General features: G+C 70.3%; 20 protein-coding genes. 8 read left to right on the top strand and 12 right to left on the bottom strand.

What is annotated here, in order from left to right:
• Window positions 1–54: 54 nt before the first annotated feature.
• The 6 genes from ACWD38_RS25595 to ACWD38_RS25570 all read right to left on the bottom strand — a co-directional run bounded on the left by ACWD38_RS25595 (window position 55) and on the right by ACWD38_RS25570 (window position 5,637).
• Window positions 55–399, bottom strand: coding sequence for a hypothetical protein (locus tag ACWD38_RS25595; RefSeq protein WP_450125081.1), 345 nt, complete (start codon window positions 397–399; stop codon window positions 55–57).
• The gene (locus ACWD38_RS25590; RefSeq protein WP_450125080.1) at window positions 396–1,535 is read right to left on the bottom strand and encodes a hypothetical protein; all 1,140 of its coding nucleotides are present in this window, start codon (window positions 1,533–1,535) and stop codon (window positions 396–398) included. Before ACWD38_RS25590 ends, ACWD38_RS25595 begins: the two co-directional genes overlap by 4 nt.
• On the bottom strand, window positions 1,532–3,172 hold the full coding sequence (locus ACWD38_RS25585; RefSeq protein ID WP_450125079.1) for a class I tRNA ligase family protein: 1,641 nt from the start codon (window positions 3,170–3,172) through the stop codon (window positions 1,532–1,534). The genes ACWD38_RS25590 and ACWD38_RS25585 overlap by 4 nt, the downstream gene beginning before the upstream one ends.
• A gap of 129 nt (window positions 3,173–3,301) precedes the next feature.
• Complete coding sequence (gene epsC, locus ACWD38_RS25580) at window positions 3,302–3,826, bottom strand: serine O-acetyltransferase EpsC (protein WP_184479758.1); 525 nt, start codon at window positions 3,824–3,826, stop codon at window positions 3,302–3,304.
• 282 nt (window positions 3,827–4,108) lie between these two features.
• A complete protein-coding gene (locus tag ACWD38_RS25575) occupies window positions 4,109–5,263 on the bottom strand; it encodes an NAD(P)/FAD-dependent oxidoreductase (RefSeq protein ID WP_184479759.1) in 1,155 nt (384 codons plus the stop codon).
• Window positions 5,260–5,637, bottom strand: coding sequence for a cupin domain-containing protein (locus tag ACWD38_RS25570; protein ID WP_450125078.1), 378 nt, complete (start codon window positions 5,635–5,637; stop codon window positions 5,260–5,262). Before ACWD38_RS25570 ends, ACWD38_RS25575 begins: the two co-directional genes overlap by 4 nt.
• Window positions 5,638–6,042: 405 nt before the next feature.
• Between ACWD38_RS25570 and ACWD38_RS25565 the strand changes: the two genes are divergently transcribed.
• Window positions 6,043–7,305 carry a SidA/IucD/PvdA family monooxygenase gene (locus ACWD38_RS25565; protein WP_184479761.1) on the top strand — a complete coding sequence of 421 codons (1,263 nt, stop codon included), beginning with the start codon at window positions 6,043–6,045 and terminating at the stop codon, window positions 7,303–7,305.
• A 297-nt stretch (window positions 7,306–7,602) separates the two neighbouring features.
• Here the strand turns inward: ACWD38_RS25565 and ACWD38_RS25560 are convergent, their stop codons facing one another.
• Window positions 7,603–8,124, bottom strand: coding sequence for a DinB family protein (locus ACWD38_RS25560; protein ID WP_184479762.1), 522 nt, complete (start codon window positions 8,122–8,124; stop codon window positions 7,603–7,605).
• 29 nt (window positions 8,125–8,153) lie between these two features.
• Entirely contained in the window at window positions 8,154–9,410 is a 1,257-nt protein-coding gene (locus tag ACWD38_RS25555; RefSeq protein ID WP_184479763.1) for an amino acid permease, read from the bottom strand.
• 158 nt (window positions 9,411–9,568) lie between these two features.
• Here ACWD38_RS25555 and ACWD38_RS25550 point away from each other — a divergent pair, with 158 nt between their 5' ends.
• A complete protein-coding gene (locus tag ACWD38_RS25550; RefSeq protein WP_450125077.1) occupies window positions 9,569–10,015 on the top strand; it encodes an Lrp/AsnC family transcriptional regulator in 447 nt (148 codons plus the stop codon).
• A 222-nt stretch (window positions 10,016–10,237) separates the two neighbouring features.
• On the opposite strand, the gene ACWD38_RS25545 is transcribed toward ACWD38_RS25550, so the two are convergent.
• The 3 genes from ACWD38_RS25545 to ACWD38_RS25535 form a co-directional block, all read right to left on the bottom strand.
• On the bottom strand, window positions 10,238–10,951 hold the full coding sequence (locus ACWD38_RS25545) for a helix-turn-helix transcriptional regulator (RefSeq protein WP_184479765.1): 714 nt from the start codon (window positions 10,949–10,951) through the stop codon (window positions 10,238–10,240).
• Window positions 10,952–11,935: 984 nt separating this feature from the next.
• Complete coding sequence (locus tag ACWD38_RS25540) at window positions 11,936–12,397, bottom strand: flavodoxin family protein (RefSeq protein WP_184479766.1); 462 nt, start codon at window positions 12,395–12,397, stop codon at window positions 11,936–11,938.
• A 108-nt stretch (window positions 12,398–12,505) separates the two neighbouring features.
• A complete protein-coding gene (locus tag ACWD38_RS25535; RefSeq protein WP_184479767.1) occupies window positions 12,506–13,075 on the bottom strand; it encodes a thymidine kinase in 570 nt (189 codons plus the stop codon).
• A gap of 238 nt (window positions 13,076–13,313) precedes the next feature.
• Between ACWD38_RS25535 and ACWD38_RS25530 the strand changes: the two genes are divergently transcribed.
• From ACWD38_RS25530 to ACWD38_RS25505, 6 genes are all read left to right on the top strand, one after another.
• On the top strand, window positions 13,314–13,790 hold the full coding sequence (locus ACWD38_RS25530) for a nuclear transport factor 2 family protein (protein WP_184479768.1): 477 nt from the start codon (window positions 13,314–13,316) through the stop codon (window positions 13,788–13,790).
• A gap of 32 nt (window positions 13,791–13,822) precedes the next feature.
• The gene (locus ACWD38_RS25525) at window positions 13,823–14,992 is read left to right on the top strand and encodes a hypothetical protein (RefSeq protein WP_184479769.1); all 1,170 of its coding nucleotides are present in this window, start codon (window positions 13,823–13,825) and stop codon (window positions 14,990–14,992) included.
• Complete coding sequence (locus tag ACWD38_RS25520) at window positions 14,989–15,768, top strand: SDR family oxidoreductase (protein ID WP_184479770.1); 780 nt, start codon at window positions 14,989–14,991, stop codon at window positions 15,766–15,768. Before ACWD38_RS25525 ends, ACWD38_RS25520 begins: the two co-directional genes overlap by 4 nt.
• A 10-nt stretch (window positions 15,769–15,778) precedes the next feature.
• Window positions 15,779–16,909, top strand: a complete 1,131-nt coding sequence (locus ACWD38_RS25515; protein ID WP_450125076.1) for a sulfotransferase family protein — start codon at window positions 15,779–15,781, stop codon at window positions 16,907–16,909.
• Between the two features lie 401 nt (window positions 16,910–17,310).
• On the top strand, window positions 17,311–18,318 hold the full coding sequence (locus ACWD38_RS25510) for a 1-aminocyclopropane-1-carboxylate deaminase (protein ID WP_184479772.1): 1,008 nt from the start codon (window positions 17,311–17,313) through the stop codon (window positions 18,316–18,318).
• Window positions 18,319–18,558: 240 nt separating this feature from the next.
• Window positions 18,559–19,815 carry an MFS transporter gene (locus ACWD38_RS25505; protein ID WP_450125075.1) on the top strand — a complete coding sequence of 419 codons (1,257 nt, stop codon included), beginning with the start codon at window positions 18,559–18,561 and terminating at the stop codon, window positions 19,813–19,815.
• 113 nt (window positions 19,816–19,928) lie between these two features.
• Here the strand turns inward: ACWD38_RS25505 and ACWD38_RS25500 are convergent.
• Window positions 19,929–20,140: hypothetical protein (locus ACWD38_RS25500; protein WP_450125074.1), on the bottom strand; the 212-nt coding region annotated here is incomplete at its 5' end.

The raw sequence follows: 20,140 nt of genomic DNA, 5'->3' as shown, positions 1-20,140 counted from the left end.
ACGGCCGATACCGCGCCCCGGCCTCATCATGCCCGGATCAGCGGACCGGCGGAATCACGCCGCACCGTCCTTCGCGAGGCTCGTCGCGGCTTGCTCGGGCACTTCCAGCACGATGGTGTGGTAGCTGCTGATGCGGGACACGATCTCCTCCCGAGGCCCGGTTTTCCAGGCGTCACCGCCGTAGAACGCGTTCTCCTGCGCGACGCGGGTCTCCAGGTCGGGGAACGCGCGGATGAGGTACGCCTCCTCGTGGCCGTCTTCGGCGACCGCCGAGAGCCCGTGGTCGAGCACGCGGATCCCGGACCGGCGCAGCATCGGCACCGACCTGTCGCGCAGCAGCCCCGCGAAGCTCTCCCCCGTTCCGGGCTCCAGCCGGTAGGTGCGGATCTCGATGATCACGTTGCCTCCTCGATCTCGGTTCCCGAACGTCTCGCCGCGCCTGCCGGACCACCGGGTCGCACCAGCGCGAACCGGGCGAACGCGATCGCCCCGACCACGCCGGGGAACAGGATCGCCGGACCCAGCGCCGGGGACACCACCAGCAGCGCCCCCGCGCCGGCGATGCCCGCGACCCGCGCACCGGTCGCCGCCGCCGCGTTGGCGGCGACCCTGCCGGACATCCAGGCGAACAGGCACAACGTCATCGCGGCGGGCCCGTAGAGGAAGTAGCCGACCTCCCAGCCACGCAGCTGCGCCAGCACCAGCACGACCGCGACGGGCGCCACCGCCGCTGCCACCGGCAGCGGACCGCGGGTGCCGCGCAGGCCCGCCGACAACGTCGAGGCCGCGACCAGGTTGGTGCGGCAGTAGCTCACCGCGAGCAGGCCGACGAGGGCCGCCAGCACCGGGCCCGCGCTCCCCGGCCCGTCGGCTCCCGCGCGGACCAGCCGCAACGAGATCAGCCCGGCCCCGAAGGCGGCCACCACCAGGAAGACCGGGAGCAGCACCCGGCGTCCGGTGCGGGATTCCGCGGGCGACCAGGAGCGGCGCACCTCCCAGCCCACGATGGACACGAAGAACAGCAGCCCGGTCGCCACCGGCCCGGCCGCGCTCACCGCGCTCGACGTGCCGGACAGGTCCACCGCGGCGGGCCACCACGACCACACCAGCGCGGTGAGCACCGTGAGCACCGTCCGGGCCCGCTTCGCCGCGTCGCCGAGCGCCGGGCGGGCGAGCGCCAGCAGTCCGCTGAGCACGAGCAGCCCGACGCCGATCCAGCCGCCCGCGCCGCCGGCGCCGATCGCCGCGGCCACCACGTGCCCGGCGAACCCGCACAGGAACACCTGCCCGGCGAGGATGCCGCCGACGTACCAAGCGCTGATCACGCCCTGCTCCACCGGATCGCCCGCGAGCACACCGCGATCCGCGGTGCGGTGCGCCAGCGCCAGGCGGGTCGCCACCCCGACGACCAGCCCGAGCGAGCACGTCAGCAGCCACGACGCGACGTCGACCATCCGGTCCGCGAGCACCGGCACGCACAGCAGCAGCCCCACGCCGACCACTTCGGCCAGCAGGCGGCCGAACGTCCGCGTCAACGCTGCCCCCGGTACCGCGCCAGCGGCGTGCGCAGCTCCGGGCCCACCAGCGCGTCGCCGGTCAGGTTCACCGACGCCTCCGGCCAGGTCCGCAGCCCGTCGAGCGACCAGCTGACCTCGGCGCCGAAGTGGCGCAGCACCGACTCCGACCAGGTCGGCATGATCGGGTAGGCGGCCACCACGAGCCGCAGGAACGCCTCCGCGAGGTCGTGCAGCCGCCGCCCGCCGCCCGCGGTCTCCTGGCCCAGCGAGTAGATCCGGAACACCTCGGAGTAGGTCTCGACCGCGAACGAGCGCAGTTCCTCCGCCGCGGACCGCAGCGAGAACGTGCGGACGTCGAACGCGGCGGCGAGCCGGTCGACCCGTTCCTGGGCCATCGCGGTGTACTTGCCGGGCGCTGCGGCGTCGAATCGCGGGATGCGCCCCGCATAGCTGCGCCGCACCATGCCGACCAGCAGCTCGGCGGTGTCTCCGAAGTAGATGCCGAGTTCCCGCGTCGCCGCGTCGAAGCGCTGCCGGTAGAAGCTGGTCTCCTCGGTCTCCGGGCTGGTGCGTGCCAGGTAGAACCGGACGGCGTCGGCCGCGTGCTCCTCGAAGAACTCCGAGCCCCAGATGGCGTGACCGCGGCTGGTGGAGAACTTCAGCCCTTCCAGCTGGTAGAACTCGTTGGTCACGATCTGCTCGGGCAGCACCAGCGACTCCTCCGCCATGCACAGCGCGGGCCAGAACACGGCGTGCGAGTACAGGCAGTCGAAACCGAGGAAGTGCACCACCGCGGTCTCCGGGTCCTCCCAGATGTCGCGGCCGGACCTTTCCGAGTTCATCCCGCCCTGCAACGTGTCCAGGCTGAACAGGTAGCCGCACACCCCGGCGAACCAGGTGTCGATGATGTGGCCCTCCCACCCGGGCAGCGGCACGGGCACGCCGTAGGTGCCGCGCCGGGTGAACGCGGCGTCCTCCAGCGGCTCGGCGAGCAGCGCCTTGATGAAGTCGCGCGGACGCGGGCGGAGGTCGACGGAGTCCAGGTAGTTGCGCAGCGCCTTGCGGTACCGCTCCACGGGCAGCACGATCCGCTCTTCGTCCACGATGGACGGAGCTTCGCCGCAGAAGTGGCAGCGCGGTTCGGCGAGCCCGTCGCTGGCCTGCGGCCAGCCGCACGCCTCGCAGTACATGCCGCCGTTGGTCGAACCGCACTCCTGGCACAGTCCGGTGAGTTCGGCCTCGTACAGGTTGAGGTCGCAGGTCTCGCAGTGGAACACGCGCTGGGTGCGGACTTCGAGGCGACCGCGCTCCCACAGGCGCAGGAACAGGTCGTGCACCACTTCGACGTGCCGCGGGTCCTGCTTGGGGTGGGCGAAGCGGTCCGGGAGCATGTTGCCGCCGGCCAGGGACCGCTCCATCCGCTGGGCGAAGCGGTACGCGGTCCGATGTGGATCCTCGCCGATCTCCGCCGCTTTCCGGGGCACGTAGCAGGAATGCTCGTCGGCGTAGCTCACGTGGTGCACCCGGTGACCGGTCTGGCGCAGGTAGCGAGATAGCACGTCGGAGCCGAGGAAAGGGCCGGAGAGGTGACCGAGGTGCAGGTCGCCGTTCGGGTTCGGCGGGGCCGCGGTCACCACGTACGTCTTGTTCTCCACAGGAACTCCCAAACCGGTAGTGGGCAAGCGGGCAAGCGGGCATGCGGGTAGCGGGCATGCGGTAGCGGGCATGCGGTAGCGGGCATGCGGTCGGAAAGGCACTGCGAACCGTTCGCGCGAACGGGGACGTCAGGAAGCCGGGGTGCGCGCGCCCTGCCTGCCGTCCCTGGCGTGCACGACGGCCCCAGGCAGCACGGAGCGGGTGACGACCGCGTGGGCGGCGATGTGCGCCCCGGCACCGATCTCGATGGCACCGAGCACGCTCGCGTTGGTGCCCACCACGACGTGGTCGCCGATGACGGGATGCCGGGTGGAGCCCGGACCGCCGTCCTTCCACCAGCCCACCGAGCCGAGGGTCACCTGGTGGTAGAGCATCACGTCGTCCCCGATGACGCAGGTCTCGCCGATCACCACGGCGGCACCGTGATCGACGAAGAACCGCCGTCCGATGCGCGCACCGGGGTGGATCTCGATGCCGGTCAGGATGCGCGCCGCGTTCGCCAGCACCCTGGCTGGGACGTACCGGCGGTTCCGGTAGCAGCGGTGCGCGATCCGGTACGTCCAGAGCGCGGTGATGCTGGCGTGCAGCAGCGCTTCGGCTCTGCTGCGGACCGACGGGTCCTTGCCGAGGACCGTGTCCAAGTCCTCTTTCATGCGCGGGAGAATGTTCGTCACCTCGAACCTCAGAGCCTGTCGTGGAACTTGGCCCGCTCAGCGGATTGCTCAGCGGTACCTCAGCGGCTGCCGCACCGGCGTTCGCCGGGTGTGGCCGCGACTTCCTGTTGCGCGCCGCTGTGCGGCGAGCGCGGCGTCCTCGCGGAGGGACCGCCGAGGGCTCCCCGGCGGTCGTTCCGCTGGAGCCGGTCGCTGCTCAGCGGGTCCGCCGATGGCGGGCGGGCGGTGCGCACCGGGGACGACGAGGTCGGCAGCGGGCGCTCAGACCGTGCTGTAGGTGTAGTCCGACGAGATCGATTCGCTGGTGGCGAACCGGTCCGGCCGGTAGGCGGCGGACATCGGGTTCGGCGCCCCGGTCGCGATCTCGCTCGCGACGGCGTGCCCGACTCCGGCGGCGAGCTTGAAACCGCCGCCGCTCATCCCGGTGGCCAGGTAGATCCCGGGCTTCCCGGACCAGCCCACCAGCGGCCGCCGGTCCGGTGTGTACGCCTCGAAGCCCACGCCGCCGCCCACCACGGCGGCCCCTGCGGTGCGGGGGACCCGTTCGGAGAGCGCGTCGCGGGCGGCGAGCACCGTGCGCCGGTCGAGTTCGGCCGAGCCCCGTTCGTCGCCGAGCTCCTGGTCCACCCCGAACAGCACGCCCGCGTCCCCGTCCGGCCGGTAGTAGGTGCCGAGGACGTCGTCGATGACCAGCGGAATCCGCACCGGTCCGGCGCCGGTGGCGGCGACCGAGGCCGTACCGATGGGACGGGACCGGATGGGCACGCTCACCCCGGCCGTGGCGCCCAGGTGGTGCGACCAGATCCCGTTGGCCAGCACCACGACATCGGCCTCCACGTCCGCGCCGGGCAGCTCGGCGACGACCGGCCCGCCTTCGCCGACCGACAAGTGCTGCACCCGGCTGCGGAGGCGGAACCGCACGCCCCGGTCGGCCGCCAGCCGCGCCAGCGCCGCCGAGATCTCCGCGGGCGCCGCGTAGCCCGCGTCCTGCTCGACGGCCACCACCTCGGTGGCGGCGAGCCGCAGATCGGGGTGCGCGGACCGCACGGATTCCCGATCGTGCAAGGCGATCCGGATGCCGGCCTGCCGGGCCCGCGCGACGTGGGCTTCGAGCACGCCGCGGTTGGCCTCGTCGGTGATGAACGCGAACCCGGTGCGCCGGAACCGCCCCGGGCCGGCGTGCCGCGCGGTGAGGTCGCGCATCAGCGGGACCGCGCGCGCGGCCAGCTCCAAGTCCACATCGGACATGTGCAGTCCGCGGATCAGACCGCCGGACTTCGCGGTCGCACCGACCTCCGCGACCTGGTTCTGCTCGCAGACGGTGACCTGCACCGAGGGGTGCGCCGCGAGGTGGTACGCGACGCTGACACCGATGACCCCGGCACCGACGACGAGCACCCGGACGTCCGCCGTCATGCGGGGGTCGCCTCGCCGGTGGGGAACCAGATGGACAGGTAGACGAGGTCGTCGGCGCCGTCGTTGGTCACCTCGTGCTCCACGCCGGGCCGGATGTGCACCTCGTCGCCGTAGGCGACCGGTTCCGCCTCGTCGCCCACCCGCACCGTGCCCGTCCCACCGAAGAAGAAGAAGATCTCGCGTTCGTGGTGCGCGTGCGCCGTGGACGTCTGCCCCGGTTCGACCGCGCACCACGCGCCTTCGAACGGGAACTTCCCGATGACCTCCGGAGCGGACAGGCGCTTCGCTCTCAGGTTGTAGTCGGCCTCGTAGGTCAACCCGTTGCTCGGCCAGGAACGCAGGTCCACGGCGATCTCCCAAGGTGTCGTCCTCATCGGTTCGCCGGCCGCACCGGCGAGTGATCCGAACACTACGAATGGAATTCGCCGGTGTCCCGCGCTGAGCACGGAGAACGGTCTCCACGTTCGACTAGCGCTTCCGGGCGAACACGCGACTCCGTTCACCTCGGCGCCGTTCGTCCCGCGACTCCACCACCTCCCCGATCGTCGTATTCGGGTCCGGAATCGCAGGCACGACTACCGCGAAGGTGGAGGCGAAGTCGTCGATTTCCCGCATTCCGGCTCAGCCGAAGTGCACCGACGTGCAGTGCGTTTCGGCCGCCGATCGAGGCCGGATCGGCTTTTCGGCCGGTAGATTTCTCCTCGCGGTAGCCGTGCGCACACCGCACCGCTGCCGCACCAATCCACACGCCCGCTTGTCGGATTTTTAATGGGGTAGCCTTGACTTCATTCGACGTTGAAGTGCTCGCCGTGGGAGCCGGTCCGTCCAATCTGGCCTTGATGGTGGCGCTGGAGGACGCCGAGTCCGGACTTGCCGAGCAGACCCTGATGGTCGAACAGCACGCCGAGGTGCAGTGGCAGCGCGGCATGCTCATCCCCTGGGCGCAGAGCCAGGTCTCGTTCGTCAAGGACCTCGCCACGCCGCGCAACCCGCGCAGCCGCTTCACCTTCCTCAACTACCTGCACGAACAGGGCCGGATGGACGAATTCGTCAACCTCGGCACCTTCCACCCGTACCGCCTGGAGATCTCGAACTACTTCCGGTGGGCCGCGTCGAACCTGTCGCGAGTGCGGTCCCGGTACAACACGCGGTGCGAGACCATCGCCCCGATCGTCGGCGAGGACGGAACGGTCACCGGCTGGTCGGCCCGATTCGGCGACGGTTCGACGGTGACGGCCCGCGACGTGGTCTTCGGGATCGGCCGCGACGCGCACGTTCCGGCGGTGTTCCGGGACCTCCCCGAATCCCGCCTCATCCACAGCACCCGATTCCTGGACCGGGTCGAGGAACTGCGCGACAACGGCTGGCGGCGCCCGGTCGTGGTCGGCGGGGCGCAGAGCGCCGCGGAAATGTTCGCGTCCGTTCAGGACTACGTCCCGGGCAGCAGTCCCACGATCATCATGCGGTCCATCGGTTTCGACTACTACCAGACCAGTTCGTTCACCAACGAGCTCTACTACTCGTCCTTCGTCGACGAATTCCACAGCGCGCCGCCGCAGCAGCGGGAACGCATGAACGCGGAAATGCGCACCACGAACTACGCCGGCCTGGCACCGTACCTGCTGGATTCGCTCTACCGGGACCAATACCTGCAACGACTGGTGGGCGACGAGCGCTTCCGGATCGTCACCACCACCGACATCACCTCGGCCCGCGTCGACGGGGACGAGGTCGTGCTCACCACGTTCGACCGCAAGACCGAGCGCAAGTCCGAGGTCCGCTGCGACGTGGTGCTGCTCGGCACCGGGTTCGACCAGCGACCGCCCGGCCTGGTGCGCTCCGCGGTGGAGGGCGCCGGAGCGCGGGACGCGACCGTCGACCGGAACTACCGGGTGGAACTGGGTGAGGACGACCGCGCGGGGATCTACCTGCACGGCCTCAACGAGGACACCCACGGCATCTCCGACTCGCTGCTGAGCGTCCTCGCCCAGCGCGCCACCGAGATCAGCGCGGACATGGTCAAACGCCGCTCCAACGACTGAGTTCGTCGGGTATCCGGCCTCGGTCTGCGTAGCAGGTCGGGTGGCGGAACCTCAGTAGTCTTCTCGCTGCGGGATCTTTTTCCCAAGTGGCTCCGCCACGAGGGAAAAAGCCGTCCTCGCGAGAAGACTACTGAGAACCCGCGGGTGGTCTTCTTGCTTTGGTGGTCGCTGCTCAGCGGCTTCGCCGCTGACAAGATTGCGATGAACAACTCGCGCGCACACCGGAAATGCGACGTCGAAGACAGGCGCTGAGGCCATCCGAGGCGGGGCTCCGAAGTGGAGCCCCGCCTCGTGGCGTTACCAGCCGCGTTCGCCGTCCCACTGCTCGCGGATGATGTCGGCTTGGCCGGCGTGGCGGGCGGTGTCGAGCGCGACGTGGCACAGGGCCCAGCGCAGGGTGTAGTCGCCCGCGGTCTGCGCGCCGGTGCTCGTGAGCTCCAGTTCGTCGATGACGGCGTCGCTCGCCGCGCAGGCCGCGTCGTAGCGCTCCAGCAGCACCGGCAAGTCCTCGCCGGCGCCCAGAACCCAGTCGCCGTCCGGGTTCTCCGGGCCGAACGGCATCGGCAGGGTCGTTCCCCCCAGAACTTCCTGGAACCAGTGCTGCTCGACGGTCGTGAGGTGCTTGACGATGCCGCCGAGCGAGGTGCTGGACCGGGTGGGGTTGTAGGCGGCGCCGTCGGCGGTGATCCCGCGGACCTTGGCCCGGATCGTGTCGCGCCCGAACCGCAACCAGCTCCGCAGCATGTCCTTCTCGTCGAGACCGTGCTTCGGGATCCACCGATCCGGTTTGCCCACGCAGGTCGGGACGTGATGCGCCATTGTGCGAATTCTCCTCGGTATCAGGGGGTTCAGGCCGCGACGGGCGTCTTCGGCTTCGCGTAGCGGCGGAACGCCAGCGAGCCCAGTGCCAGCGCGACCGGCAGCAGCAGGAACCACCCGGAGAACACCAGCACCACGGCCATGACCGCGCACGCCACCAGCGAACCGATCCAGACCGCCGAGCCGGTGGGCAGCAGCTTCGCACCGGCGGCGAGCCCCGCGACGTACACGGCCATGAAGCACGCCGACGCGGCGAGCATCAGGTTCCCCAGGTCCATCCCGGCCGCCAGCGCCCCGGTGGCCACGACGACCGTGACGCCACCGAGCACCGCGAGGCTGCGGCGCGGGGTCTCCCCCGCCGCGCCACCGCGGGCCAGCGGCAGCGGCAGCGCACCGTCGCGCGCGAGCGCGGCACCGAGCCGGGCCCCGCCGGCGAGGTAGGCGTTCATCACCCCGGTGGTCAGCAGGAACGCCAGCACGCCGGTCAGCATCGCCGCCCCGGAGCCGAGCCCTTCCTCCAGCAGCAGGGTGATCGGCACCGACGAGGCCGCCAGCCGCGGTCCGAGCACGAGCACGCAGGTCAGCGCGAGCCCGACGTAGAGGACGCCGACGACCACCAGCGTCCAGGCGGTGACCTTCGGCAGGTCCCGCTTCGGGTCGGCGAAGTCGCCGGAGAGGTGCGTGACCGCCTCCCATCCGGCGAAGGTGAAGAACAGGACGCTGGCCGCGCGTCCCACCGCCGCCCACCCGTTCGGCAGGAACGGCGCGAGGTTGCCGGGGTCGGCCTTCGGCAGCGCGGCGAGCACGGTCACGACCATCAGCAGGGCCAGCACGCTGATCAGCAGCAGCTGCACCCCGCCCGAGACGTGCAGGCCGATCGCGTTGGTCGTCAGCCCGATCAGCACGATCACGGCCGCGACCAGGTAGGCCACGTCGTCGCCCGCGCCGAAGGCGTGCGCGACGTACTGGCCGCCGACGTAGGCGACGGCGGTGGCTCCGATGGGCAGCGCGAAGTAGAACCACCACCCCACCGCCGCGCTGGCCTGCGGCCCGAAGGCCTGCTTGACGAAGGTGGCGACGCCGCCACCGTCCGGGTACCGGGTGCCGAGCGCGGTGAAGGTCGCCGCCACCGGCACGCACAGCGCCACCAGCGCCAGCCACGCGAGCACCGACGCCGGACCGGCGATCTGCGCCGCCAGGGACGGGAGGGCGAGCACGCCCGCGCCGAGGATGGCGCCCACGTAGAGCGCGGTTCCTTGCGCGAGCCCGATTCGTCGATCGCTCACCGGCGGTGACCTCCTGCGTTTGGCGTGCTCGGCGGCTTGCGCGCACCACCCCGGTACCGGCACGGTGACACGACACGATGCGTTCAGCTTATATATCGTAGGCGGAACGTGTCCATCACCTTCGAAAGACAGGCGCCGTGGCGGAAACACCTTCGGAAATGGACTCGATCGACCTCGCGTTGCTCGCCGACCTCCAGCGGGACGGCAGGACTTCCCACGCCGAGCTGGCCCGCCGCGTCGGGCTCAGCGCGCCCGCGATCGCCGAGCGGCTGCGCCGCTTGGAGCGGACCGGGGTGATCACCGGCTACGCGGTGCGCCTCGACCCGGCGAAGCTCGGCTTCGGCATCGTGGCGTTCATCCGCCTCGCCGCGTTCGGCGTCGGCTACCGGGACGAGGCGGTGCAGGACCTGCTGCGCCTGCCCGAGGTCATGGAGACGCACCACGTCGTGGGCGAGGACTGCTGGATCTTCAAGGTCGCCGTCCCCGACGTCGGCAGGCTCGAATCGGTCCTGTCCAAGATGACCGAGGTCGGCCGCACGACGACCTCCATCGTCCTGTCCTCCCCGGTCACCGACAACACCCTCCCGTTGACCCCGGAATCCTGACCCGCAGCGAATTTCCCGCAGTTCCCGGAAAAGCTCCTTGTCCTGCCAGGAGCCGCTGAGCAGCGACCACGCAGCCAGCCGGACCACCCGCGGGTGCTCAGCGTTCTTCTCGCGAGGACGGGGTCTTCCCTCGTGGCGGAGCCACTCGGGAGAAAGATCCCGCAGCGGGAAGAACGCCGAGGTTCCGCCACCCGACCCTGCGCACACCGACCGGGGAAGGCCTCACTCCGCCGATTCCGTGAAGAGTCTCTTGTTTAGCCAGCCCGTGCGGTACACCATCGCCACGATCTGGGACCGCTCGTCGAAGTTGAGCTTGCTGAGCACGTTGGAGATGTGCGTTTTCACGGTGGCCCTGGTGATGAAGGTGCGAGTGGCGATCTCCTTGGTGGTCATGCCCATCGCGAGCATCTGCGCGATCTCCTGCTCCCGGTTGGTGAGCACGTCGAAGACCACCTGGTCCGCCGGTTCGGACAGCCGACCGGTCTCATTGATCATCTGCACGACGTGGGTGGTGATGGTGGGCGCCAGGCTGCATTCGCCGTTGAGCAGCGCCCGCGCGGTGTTGACCAGCACCGCGGGCTCGTCGTACTTCGTCACCAGCCCGCGCACCCCCATTTCGAGCGCGCGCAGGACGTCGTCCAAGCCGCTGGAGAGCACCGCGAGCACGGGTGTCGCCTGCGAGTGCCGCATCCGGTTGCGCAGCAGCGCCGGTCCCGGGTCTTCGAGCAGCGAGTCGAAGTAGACCACGACGAGGTCGATGTGCGCGTTCTCCAGCGCCCGCAACAGGTCGGACTCGTTGGCCGTGACGTCGATGCTCGCTTCGGGCAGCTGGCGCAGGGTGGCGACGATCCCCGCTCCCGCGAGCCGGTCGTTGGTGTGGACCACGATCTTCGGCCCCTCGACGTCGCCCACCGACTCCTGCAGACCGATCCCCAACGCCCGTCCCCCCGGCTCGTCCTGATGCCTGCCCTCCCGCGCCACCTGCCCATGGGGGCGTTCTTCGATGCACGGGATCACCCTCCCGACCACATCCCCGCCGTCATCCCGGCGACGCCGCACCCGGACCGCCCGGCCGATCACCTTTCCTCCCGAAAACGAGGATCGGGAAAACCCTCAACAATGGTCTCGCCCGAGCCACCGACACAGGGCGAGACCATTATTCCGATTGACGAAGACGAGCTCAGCGCTCCTGGATAACATCGTCGACGGTTGTGCACAACACGATCAGGGAATCTGACGCAACGCCACACGACTCCACCCTCAACACAATTCTACGCAGGTTGAGCCGTCGAGACCCAACTCTAAACCGACTCTAGCGCCGGGAACCGCGTGAGCACCTACTCCATCCAGACCAACTTGGCCTTTCCCCGATTGCCCAGGAACTGCGGCCGAACCGCCCGGCCGATATCACCAAAGCACCCTCCTGCCCTGGCCTAGCCGCCAGAGGCATGCCGGAACGGCACGCCCACCCGAAGCCGCCGACGCCCCACCGAGGGGATTCCCTAGGCCCAAGCGACCCGCCCGCGGCATTCTTCCGACACCTCAGACCGCATCAATCATTTGAAAGCGCTTCCATTAACAAATCAAGAACATCCCCCACAAGACCCGATCAGCCAATGGGACTCCGGAGGCGGCCGATCAATCAGGAGCCCAATTCGAACCGCACCGAGCAGAATCCCTCGACAACCCGCCCACGGAAATACCTGCGCACTCTTCCTCCGGCAACACGATTTCAGATATGAGGCGCACTGGCGAGACCAGCAGACAACAGCATCACCGTCGTGCAGCCGCCTGCGACGACCAGCCGGGGAGCCCGCGGGCGCACGGCAGGCAGAATCCGCGGGTTCCCCGACATCCACGCTCGCCGCATCAACGGCCGGGGTGCGCCACCTGACCGAACGCGGGACCGGCTCATCGCCGCTACGCGCGCCCCGCGCGCACCTTCGCGGCGAACGCGCGCGCGGCGGCCAGGTCTGCGTCGTTCGGGCGGCGCTTGCGGAGCCCGCCGATCGGCTTGAACGGTGCCCAGGTGTCGAACGCGCGGCACGAGAAGGTGCCGTCCACCGCGAAGCCCTTGCCTTCGAGCAGCCGGGTCAGCGGCCGGGAGAACGGCAGCAGCGGCATCTCGGGGAAGCCGCTGGTGGCGAAGACGAAGGCGCTGCCCCGCCGTCCGGGCAGCTCCTCGACGAAGCCGGTCAGGCGGGGGTGCATCTTGCCGCGGAAGACGCCCGAACCGAATCCCACCAGGTCCGCCGCGGCGAGCTCCGCCGGGTCGGCCTGCTCGGGTGCCACGACCCGCGCGTCCAGCACCCGGGCCATTTCGTCGGCGACGCGACGCGTGTTGCCGTGCGACACCGAGACGCACACGATGACGGTCCTCATCATCACGATCCTTTCGTCCGCTTCCTCGGTCGGGACGGCGCGGCGGCGGCGGACGTGACACCGCCGGCACGTGATCGCAGCCACTCGATCCGAGGTCGCGGGGGACCGCTACCCCAGGGTGCCGATCTTCAGCAGGTAGCAGGTTCCGCACATGGATTCGTAGCCGACCTCGCCGTCGATGGCGACCTGGCTGCCCTCCCGCGTGAAGGCGCCCCCGACGGTGCGCGCGTTCAGCGTCGCCTTGCGCCCGCAGCGGCAGATCGTCTTGAGCTCCTCGATGGAATGCGCCAGTTCCATCAACCGGAGGCTGCCGGGGAACCCGCGGGTGCGGAAGTCGTTGCGCAACCCGTAGGCGATCACCGGGATTCCGTCCTGCACGGCGAGCCGGAACAGGTCCTCGACCTGGGCTCCGGTGAGGAACTGCGCCTCGTCGACGAGCAGGCAGTCCGGTGCGCCCGCGGCCAGCACGGCATCGCGCAGGGCGGCCTCCTCGTCCAGGACGAGGTCGACCTCCCTGCTCACCATGAGCCGCGACACCACCTGCGGGCTCTTGGTGTCGACCGTCGGTTTCACCACGAGGACGTGCTGTCCGCGTTCCCTGTAGTTGTGCGCCACTTGGATCAGCGCCGTCGACTTGCCGGAGTTCATCGCTCCGTACCGGAAGTAGAGCTTCGCCACGAGCGGACACGCTAGCCAAAGCGTCGCGACGAGCTCGAACCGCCAGGGAGGAGATCTGCCGCAGCGGACGCCGCGGAGGCGCCCAGGGGTCGGTTCAGCATGACCTGCGGAGCTGATCGGGTAGCGGAACCCCAGCGGCTTCCTCGCTGACAAGACACCGATCAAAAGATCATTCCGCGAGGACCGACAAGTAGAACAGGTTCTTGCGCCAGGCGAGCGGACTCGCAAGACTGCCGAGATGGACATCGCGGCTCTCGAAGAGATCAAACGGCTCAAGCACCGCTACCTCCGCTGCGTCGACCTCAAGCAGTGGGACGAGCTCGCGGACACGCTGACGGTCGACGCCACCGCCGAGTACGGCACGGCCGTCCAGGGCGGCCCCCTGCGGCGGGCCGGGCGCGACGCGATCGTCGGCTTCCTGCGCGAGACGCTCACGCCGGGCATCATCACGGCGCATTCGGCGCAACAGCCCGAGATCCACCTCGACGGCGACACCGCCACCGGCACCTGGTGCTTCACCGACACCGTGATCGCGACCGAGCACGACCACACCATGATCCAGGGCGCCGCCTTCTACGAGGACCGGTACGCGCGCGGCGGCGACGGCGCCTGGCGCATCCGGCACACCGGGTTCACCCGGACCTACGAGTACGTGGTCGCACTCGGCGAGCTGCCGGGCTTCCGGATGACCGCCGACCGCTGGCGCGAGCGTTGACCACTCACTAGAACTAGTTCTACTCTCGGTCGATGCTCACTCAGCCGTTCGCCGACGCCGTCGTCGAAGCCGAGAAGGTCATCGCCGAGGCACCGCACATCCGGACCGAGCAGGACCTGGTCGAGGGCTACGAGTACCTGGCGGGAAGCATCCGGGCCTCGCTGCAGATGGCCTGGGCGTACGAGCGGGACTTCCCGTTCTTCGTCAGCTCCACCGGGCCGCACACCAAGATGGGGTTGGACAACCCCGACGCGCTGTACTTCCACGCCTACCTGCGCGACGACGCCGAGTACGTCGTCACCGGCACCCGCGGCTCCACCCGCGACCTGAGTTTCCAGGTGCTCGGTGGCGACTACTCGCCGGTGGAGGTGCCGGACAGCCTCACGGCCTTCGACGACCGCGAGCTCGACATCGGCCCGGACGGCCGGTTCGAGCTGCGGTTCGGGCCCGACCGCACCCAGGCCGGCCCCGGGTACGTGGTGCTCGGCGAAGGGTCGGCGATGCTCGTGGTGCGCGAGGTCTACGGCGACTGGAGCACCGAGCGGCGCGGCACGCTGCGCATCCACCGCGCCGACCGGCTCGGTTCGGCGCCGCCGCCGCGGCAGCGCACGACGCTGGAGAAGCGGTACGGGGTCGCGGGCAAGATCCTGCTCAACCGGCTGCGGACGTTCCTGGCGTTCCCGGAGTGGTTCTACCTGGACCTGCCCGCGAACACGATGACCGAGCCGCGGCGCACCCCCGGTGGGCTGGCCACGCAGTTCTCCTCAGCGGGGCACTACGACCTCGCCGACGACCAGGCCATGATCGTCACCGTGCCCGCGTCCGAAGCGCCGTACCAGGGAATCCAGCTCGGCAGCCGGTGGTACGTCTCGCTGGACTACAGCGACCACCAGACCAGCCTCACCGCCGATCAGGCGCGGACCGACCCGGACGGCATGCTCCGGTTCGTGATCAGCGAGCGCGACCCCGGCGTCGCGAACTGGCTGGAACGGTTGGGGCATTCCCGCGGATTCGTCCAGATCCGCTGGCAGCGGCTTTCCCGGGAGCTGGGTCCCGCCGACGGCCCGCAGGTCGAGGTGGTGGACGTCGCCGAGCTGCCCGCGAAGCTCCCGCACCACGAGCGCTCGCGGATCACCCCCGCCGAGTGGGCGGAGCGGATCGCGGCGCGGCAGATCGCGGTCGCGGAGAGGATGCTCGGATGACGTTGTTGCGGGACAAGGTGGTTCTGGTGTCCGGGATCGGCCCCGGGCTCGGCAGGGCGCTCGCGGTGCGGTGCGCGGCGGCCGGTGCGGACGTGGTGCTCGCCGCCCGCACGCGGCACCGGCTCGACGCGGTCGCCGAGGAGGTAACCGCGCTGGGCAGGCGAGCGGTCACGGCCGCGGTCGACATCACCGACGAGGACGCGCCACGACGGCTCGCCCAGGCCGCGGCGGAGGAGTTCGGGCGGCTGGACGTCCTGATCAACAACGCGTTCGCGATCCCCCCGCGGACCGAGCTGCTCGACACCGACCTCGACGCGGTGCGCGCCGGGTTCGAGACCGGGGCGTTCGCCGCGCTGCGGCTTACGCGCGAGTGCGCGCCGCTGCTCGTGGAGCGGCAGGGCTCGGTCGTAATGATCAATTCGGCGGTGCTGCGGCATTCCCGGCGCACCTTCGGCGCGTACAAGATGGCGAAGACGAGCCTGCTGTCGATGGCGCAGACCCTGTCGACCGAGCTGGGCCCGCGCGGCGTGCGCGTCAACACGGTCGCGCCCGGCTACATCTGGGCGGGCTCGCTGCAGTGGTACTTCGCCCAGCTGGCGAAGGAACGCGGCGTGGACCCGCGGCAGGTCTACGACGAGACGGCGGCGACCACCGACCTGCGCAAGCTGCCCGAGCCGGACGAGATCGCCGATGCCGTGCTCTTCCTCGCCTCCCCCATGGCACGCGCCATCACCGGCCAGTGCCTCGACGTCAACGGCGGCGAGTACCACCACTGAAGGGGACATCATGAGTGTGGGCACCGTGGCCGACCTGCACGCCTCCGCGACGCGGCGCACCGGGCTGGACGACTTCGGCCCCGACGACTACACCGACGGGCTCGCCGCGCTGCTGGAGTCCTACGAGCGCGAGGCGGGCCTGACACCGCTGGGCGAGAAGGTGCACCGGTCGTTCCTGCGGGGAGCGCTGGTCGCCCGGTCGCTCAGCGAATCCGCGTGGCGGGCGCACCCCGAGCACGCCGACGTGCCCGTCGCCCGGCCGATCTTCGTCACCGGCCTGCCCCGCACCGGCACGACCGCGCTGCACCGGCTGCTCACCGCCGACCCCGCGCACCAGGGATTGGAGGTGTGGCTGACGGAGGCACCGCAGCCGAGGCCGCCCCGCGAGACGTGGCCGGACGACCCGGTGTTCCAGCACATCCAAGCCGGGTACCGGCAATACCACGTGCGCCACCCCGAATTCCTCGGTGTGCACGCGATGTCCGCCGACGAGGTCGAGGAGTGCTGGCAGCTGCTGCGGCAGTCGATGCGCTCGATCTCCTACGAATGCCTCGCGCACGTCCCGTCGTACTCGCGGTGGCTGGCCGGCCAGGACTGGACGGCGGCCTACCGCAGGCACCGGCGCAACCTCCAGCTGATCGGCCTGCCCGATCCGCACCGCCGCTGGGTGCTGAAGAACCCGAGCCACCTGTTCGCCCTGGACGCCCTGCTGGCGGTCTACCCGGACGCGCTGATCGTGCAGACCCACCGCGCGCCCGAAGTCGCGATCGCCTCCGTGTGCAGCCTCAACGCGCAGGCCAGCGCGGACTGGTCGGAGACGTTCCGGGGCGGCACCGTCGGTCGCGACCAGCTGGAGCTGTGGTCCCGCGGTTTGGCCGCGTTCACCGCCGAGCGGGCGAAGCACGACCAGGCGCGGTTCTACGACGTGCGCTACGAGGACTTCGTGGCCGACCCGCTGGGCACGGTGGCCGCGCTCTACGACCACTTCGGGTTGGAGCTCGGCGACGAGGCCGACGCGGCGATGCGGCGCCTGCACGCCGAAAGCACCACCGGAGCCCGAAAACCCTCGCACCGCTACCACCTCGCCGACTTCGACCTGTCCGAAGCGGACGTCAGGTCTCGGTTCCCCGCATCGGGTTGAGGCGACCGGTTCCCAGACGGAATCACCGGAATCACTCAAGTCCGCGAGCGTGATCCCGAGGCCGAAGAGAACCCGCTGAGCGATCAACACCACCTGGTTAGCGGTTGTCCCTGGTGAGAGGACAATCTCGCCCATCGGAACCTTTGTGCGCTTGGTACTTCCCCCTCCTCGTCATCTTGCGCTTCCGTTGACACACCGGACACGGACGAAGCTCCCGCGGCAGCTGCGAACGACTCCGCAGCCGCGGGCTTCCTCTTGATTTCCCGTGCAGCGGGAACGGGGGTGGCGTGCGGTGGGGTCGCCGCGCAGGATCGGCGGGTGATCAGTGGTGCCGGGTGGTCCGGCACCAGCAGGTGCGGCGGCTCCGGAGGGAACCGCCGCGGACGAGACGCAGGAGCTCCATGTCGCTCGCCGACTTCCCCCGCTACCCGCTGCTGTTCGGCCCCAGTCCGGTGCACCCGCTCGATCGGCTCACCGCCCACCTCGGCGGGGCGCGGATCTGGGCCAAGCGCGAGGACTGCAACTCCGGCCTCGCCTACGGCGGCAACAAGACCCGCAAGCTGGAGTACATCGTGCCGGACGTGCTCGCCTCCGGCGCCGACACGCTGGTCTCCATCGGCGGCTACCAGTCCAACCACACCCGCCAGGTCGCGGCCGTCGCGGCGAAGCTGGGGCTCGGCGCGCGGCTGGTCCAGGAGAAGTGGGTGGACTGGCCGGACTCGGTCAACGACAAGGTCGGCAACATCCTGCTCTCCCGGATCATGGGCGCCGACGTGCGGCTGGACCCGGCCGGGTTCGACATCGGCATCCGCGAGTCCTGGGAGGAGGCGATGGAGGAGGTCCGGGCGTCCGGGGGAACGCCCTACGGCATCCCGGCCGGGGCGTCCGAGCACGAGCTCGGCGGGCTCGGCTTCGCGAACTGGGCCGACGAGGTCGCCCAGCAGGAGGAGCAGCTGGGCGTCTTCTTCGACACCATCGTCGTCTGCACCGTCACCGGCTCCACGCACGCCGGGATGATCGCCGGGTTCGCCGGGCAGGAACGCCCGCGGCGGGTCATCGGCATCGACGCTTCCGCCACGCTGGACAAGACGCGCGAGCAGGTCGCGCGGATCGCCCGCGCCACGGCCGAGCTGATCGGACTGGGCCGGGAGCTCCGCGAAGACGAGATCACCGTGCTCGCGGGCTGGGCGGGCGAGCTCTACGGCGTGCCGGTGCAGTCGACGATCGACGCGATCCGGCTCTGCGGCAGGCTGGAAGGAATGATCATCGACCCGGTGTACGAGGGGAAGTCGATGGCGGGGCTGATCGACCTGGTCCGCGACGGCGAGATCGAGCAGAGCTCGAACGTGCTCTACGCCCACCTCGGCGGGCAGCCCGCGCTCAACGCGTACGCGGGCGCCTTCGGCTGAACCGCCTGGTGATCGCGGCGCGTGGATCACCGCGCCGAACGCGGACGTTGAGACCGCTGCATCGTGTTCCCGCCTCGCGATCCCCGTGGTTCCGACGCCCCCCGGATGCGCTCGAACGTTGTTGTCAAGGGACTGTCACCTGCTGGGAATGCGCAGGCTCCGGCGCTGGTTCTACCCCTCTGGCCGGAGTGCGATCGCGTCCGGTTCGTCGAACGGGAGCGAGGCGGCGTGAGGTCAGGGATGTCGATGCGGACAAGCGGGTCCGGCACCGAGGAGCGGTTGCCGCGCGAGATCTGGATCCTGGTCACGGGCAGCTTCATCGTCGCGATCGGGATGGGCATCGTCTCCCCCGCGCTGCCGGCGTTCGCGACCTCGTTCGACGTGGGGGTGACCGCGGCGTCGTTCATCGTGAGCGCGTTCGCCTTCATGCGGCTGGCCTTCGCTCCCGCGAGCGGTCGGCTCGTGGCGTGGTTCGGCGAGCGCCCGATCTACGTGTGGGGCGTGTCGATCGTCGGCGTGAGCAGCGCGGCCTGCGCCTTCGCCGACTCGTACTGGCAACTGCTGGTGTTCCGGGCGCTCGGCGGCACCGGTTCGACGATGTTCACCGTGTCCGTGGTGGCGCTGCTGGTGCGGCTGTCGCCGCCGAAGCAGCGCGGGCGGGCCTCCGGGCTGTGGGCGACGAGCTTCCTGCTGGGCAACGTCTCCGGCCCGATCATCGGCAGCCTGCTGGTCGCCTACTCGCTGCGGCTGCCGTTCCTCATCTACGGTGCCGCGCTGTTCCTCGCCGCGTTCGTCGGCTGGCTGCTGCTGCGGAACTCGACGCTGGCCGCGCCGGTGAAGGACGACGTCCCGGCGATGACGGTCCGCGAGGCGCTGGGGTCGCGGATCTACCGCGCGGCGATGCTGTCGAACTTCAGCACCGGCTGGGCCGTGTTCGGCGTGCGCATCGCGCTGATCCCGCTGTTCGTGGTGGAGGCGCTGCACTCCACGCAAGCGATGGCCGGGGTGGCGCTGTCGGTGTTCGCCGTCGGCAACGCGGCGGTGATCATGCTGTCCGGGCGGATCTCCGACCGCCACGGCCGCAAGCCGATGGCGCTGCTCGGCCTCGCCGTCTCGGTGGTCGGCACCGCGGCACTGGGGTTCAGCGGTTCCGTCGCGGTCTTCCTGGTGGCGTCGCTGGTCGCCGGGGTCGGCGCGGGACTGCTCAACCCGGCGCAGAACGCGGCCGTCGCCGATCTGCTCGGCAGCAAGGGCAAGGGCGGTCCGGTGCTGGCCGCGTTCCAGATGTCCGCCGACGTCGGAGCGATCGTGGGGCCGCTGGTCACGGGCATGATCGCCGACGCCGTCTCGTACGAGGTGGCCTTCGGGGTGACGGCGCTGACCGCCGTGCTCGCCCTGGGCGTGTGGCTCGCGGCTCCGGAGACCCAGGGCGGCCCTCCCGCGTCGGAGTCGGTCCACCCGGACACCGACATCGACCCGGAACGAGCCGCGAAGTAGACCTGGCCCGGAAGACGTTGCACCGCACCGAATTCGCGGACCGCGTCGAGCGACGTGCGGCGAGGTTCCCGGCCGGGGACCTCGCCGCACGTCATCCGGTCAACGCCGGATCATCAGAGCTGGTAGGCCCACAGCTCGTACACGCCGACGGAGTTGCGGCGGCACTCGTGGCCCAGGCTCGTCCCGCCACCACCGCCGTGCGCGTCCGCCCAGGCCTGGTCGCACGCGGCGGCGGTGTTGTACCACTTGCCGGTGTAGACGTAGCCCTCCGCGGCGGCGGGCGCCGCGGTGACCAGCAGCATTCCCAGCCCGAACGCGGCACCGG

The organism is Saccharopolyspora sp. NPDC002578 (assembly GCF_053592695.1).
The sequence above is the reverse complement of the archived record's forward strand: the minus strand, read 5'-3'. Positions and strand labels throughout refer to the sequence as shown.

Bases quoted from the DNA above. Each gene is read 5' to 3' on its own strand.
- epsC (WP_184479758.1), bottom strand. From the start codon at position 3,826: ATGAAAGAGGACTTGGACACGGTCCTCGGCAAGGACCCGTCGGTCCGC.
- ACWD38_RS25575 (WP_184479759.1), bottom strand. From the start codon at position 5,263: ATGACGGCGGACGTCCGGGTGCTCGTCGTCGGTGCCGGGGTCATCGGT.
- ACWD38_RS25570 (WP_450125078.1), bottom strand. From the start codon at position 5,637: ATGAGGACGACACCTTGGGAGATCGCCGTGGACCTGCGTTCCTGGCCG.
- ACWD38_RS25560 (WP_184479762.1), bottom strand. From the start codon at position 8,124: ATGGCGCATCACGTCCCGACCTGCGTGGGCAAACCGGATCGGTGGATC.
- ACWD38_RS25550 (WP_450125077.1), top strand. From the start codon at position 9,569: ATGGACTCGATCGACCTCGCGTTGCTCGCCGACCTCCAGCGGGACGGC.
- ACWD38_RS25540 (WP_184479766.1), bottom strand. From the start codon at position 12,397: ATGAGGACCGTCATCGTGTGCGTCTCGGTGTCGCACGGCAACACGCGT.
- ACWD38_RS25530 (WP_184479768.1), top strand. From the start codon at position 13,314: ATGGACATCGCGGCTCTCGAAGAGATCAAACGGCTCAAGCACCGCTAC.
- ACWD38_RS25525 (WP_184479769.1), top strand. From the start codon at position 13,823: ATGCTCACTCAGCCGTTCGCCGACGCCGTCGTCGAAGCCGAGAAGGTC.
- ACWD38_RS25520 (WP_184479770.1), top strand. From the start codon at position 14,989: ATGACGTTGTTGCGGGACAAGGTGGTTCTGGTGTCCGGGATCGGCCCC.
- ACWD38_RS25515 (WP_450125076.1), top strand. From the start codon at position 15,779: ATGAGTGTGGGCACCGTGGCCGACCTGCACGCCTCCGCGACGCGGCGC.
- ACWD38_RS25510 (WP_184479772.1), top strand. From the start codon at position 17,311: ATGTCGCTCGCCGACTTCCCCCGCTACCCGCTGCTGTTCGGCCCCAGT.
- ACWD38_RS25505 (WP_450125075.1), top strand. From the start codon at position 18,559: ATGTCGATGCGGACAAGCGGGTCCGGCACCGAGGAGCGGTTGCCGCGC.